Here is a 2,798-nt window from a genome sequence, read left to right on the forward strand (position 1 = left end):
TTCAAATTTTACTATATATAATAGCATAATTTTTAAATTTAGATTCTTGGAATAAAAAAGATTTGTTGTATCACTATATTTAAATTTTATAATAATTATTATGAAAAACTGTATAAATATTATAGGCCCTAAAATTTACACTGAAAAAACAACTATTGAAAAAGGTATTATTTCAATTATAGATGGTAAGATTTCTAATATCACTTCAATAAACGATAAGAATAACAAAAAAACCACAAATAATAGTAAAAACAACTTAGTGGAGCAATACAGCTTTCCTAAGGATACTTTTATAATCCCAGGGATTATTGATATACATATGCACGGACTATATGGTTTTGATATAATGGATAAAAATGAGGATGCCCTTTTTAATATCTGCAAAATCCTGCCAAAAGAGGGTATTACTTCATTTTTGGCAACAACAGTCACAGATAATAATATAAATATTGAATCTACATTAAAGAGAATTAAGTGTTTTAAGCAAAATGAACACGCAGGAGCTAATTTATTAGGAGTAAATTTAGAAGGCCCCTTTATATCTAGAGAAAAAGCCGGTATTCATAACAAAGATCTAATACAAAATCCAAATATTGATCTCATAGAGAGGTGGCAAAAGATAAGTGGCAATAATATCAAGATTGTAACAATAGCACCAGAACTAAAAGGTTCTATAGCATTTATAGATTATTTATCAAAAAATAAAATCATCCCATCAATAGGACACACAAATTGCACATATTTACAAGCGGATAATGCCATAAAAAATGGTGCACTACTTGCAACCCACCTATTTAATGCAATGTCCGGTATACATCATAGACATCCTGGGGCGGTACTTTCAATACTTGATAATAATAAAATCTGCGCCGAGTTGATTGTAGATGGCTATCATTTATGTGAGGAAATAATTAGGTTTTCCTACAAAATACTTAAGAAAAATAGAATAATTCTAGTCAGTGATTCAATTGGCGCTAAAGGTTTGCAAAGTGGTTTATACAATTTTCATGGCAATACTGTTAAAATAGACGGCAAAAAAGCTGTCAGTAGAGAAGGAATATTAGCAGGTAGTCTCCTTTATATGAATGAAGGATTAAAAAATATGAAAAAATTTACAGGGGCAAAAATTGGGGAGCTCATAGACATAAGCTCAGCTAACCAAGCAAGACTATTAAACATTTATGATAAAAAAGGCTCTATTGCAATTGGTAAAGATGCTGATCTTGTTGTGTTAAACAAAGAGTTTGATGTTTTAATGACAGTTTGTATGGGCAAAGTAGCCTATATTAATAACAACGTTGTTTCAAAATAATACAAAAAATATTATATTTTAATTAAGCCCTAACTAAATTTAATTTATTATTAATAAAACTCCACTCTATAAACAACTTTTGCATATTTACTAAAGAATTTTTTTGTTGACTACCATTTTCACTAACTGTTCTCTTGACTTTTTTTATATTATTTTGTGTTATATTAACAGATTTTGTATCTTGACAAAAAGGTTTAGTCTATAAAAAAGGAAATAAAATAACTATCAAAGAAGTAGCGAATTATATACAAATGAATAATCACACCATCTATTCATCCCGTAAAATAACACAATCTATATCACAAAATAAACTCGACTGCACTGAAAAAAGCTTCTTAACCAAAATCTTGAGGCAACGGCAGTTTAAAAAACTTTGATTAAATGGAGATAAAAGATGAGTGAAAAGATTAATAAATCGGTGAAGATAGATATCAAGGAAGGCTTAAAAAAGATTTACCCTGAAATATTCGAAGATAATAAGATTAATTTTGAAAAGTTGAAATCTTTATTAACTGGCGAAATTATTGAAAATGAAGACGATAGGTTTTATTTTAACTGGGCGGGAAAAAGCAATCTTTACAAACTTATTCAAGCACCTGCTTATGGAACCTTAAAACCAGATATGGAAAAATCTATAGATTTTGTTAATACAGAGAATATTATAATTGCTGGTGAAAATTTAGAGACACTAAAACTTTTGCTTAAACCCTACTTTGGTAAAGTGAAAATGATTTATATCGATCCACCTTATAATACCGGAAAGGATTTTATTTATCGTGATAATTTTAAGGAACCATTGAAGGATTATTTAGAGAAAACAGGTCAGATTGATAACAAAGGAAATAAACTTACAACAAATACAGAAGCAAGCGGAAGATATCACTCTGACTGGCTTAATTTTATGTATCCAAGATTGTTTTTGGCAAGAAGTTTATTAAGAGACGATGGCGTTATTTTTATTTCAATAGACGACCATGAAGTCCATCACTTGAGAATGATCATGGATGAGATTTTTGGGGAAGAGAATTTTGTAACCAATTTTATTTGGAAGAAGAAATCTACCTCAACTAATGTTGAAGGGGTTCAAGTGAGTTCATTGACGGATTATGTTTTAACTTATGGAAAAACTATTAACTCCAAACTAAAAACCAGAATTAGACCAAAGGAGACTAGAAGTTATCCATATGAAGACGCAGAAGGTAGATATCGTTTGACAATTATTGAAAAAAAACATGCTGGCGCATATCAACGAGAATCTATGCGTTTCCCAATTATTGGAGTTTATCCACGTGAGGGTAAGAGGTGGCAAATTGGTATAAAAACAGCCAAGGAATTAGAGAGGAAAAATCGGTTCATTTTAGACAATGGGATAGTTAAGTTAAAAATCTACGAATTTGAAGATAAAGATACTATTTCAGCTCAACCTAATTTACTTGACAAACAAGGAAGTACTGATATTGCACAAAAAATGCTTACAGATATTTTA

At 29.7% G+C, this 2,798-nt stretch carries 2 protein-coding genes; both read left to right on the forward strand.

The window, feature by feature from the left end:
• Positions 1 to 100: 100 nt before the first annotated feature.
• The gene (gene nagA / locus SVN78_09990) at positions 101 to 1,312 is read left to right on the forward strand and encodes an N-acetylglucosamine-6-phosphate deacetylase (protein ID MDY6821936.1); all 1,212 of its coding nucleotides are present in this window, start codon (positions 101 to 103) and stop codon (positions 1,310 to 1,312) included.
• A gap of 394 nt (positions 1,313 to 1,706) precedes the next feature.
• Positions 1,707 to 2,798, forward strand: a 1,092-nt coding sequence (locus tag SVN78_09995) for a site-specific DNA-methyltransferase (protein ID MDY6821937.1), incomplete at its 3' end; no start/stop codon positions are given.

The sequence above is a fragment of the Deferribacterota bacterium genome, assembly GCA_034189185.1.
Classification (GTDB): Bacteria; Chrysiogenota; Deferribacteres; order Deferribacterales; family UBA228; genus UBA228.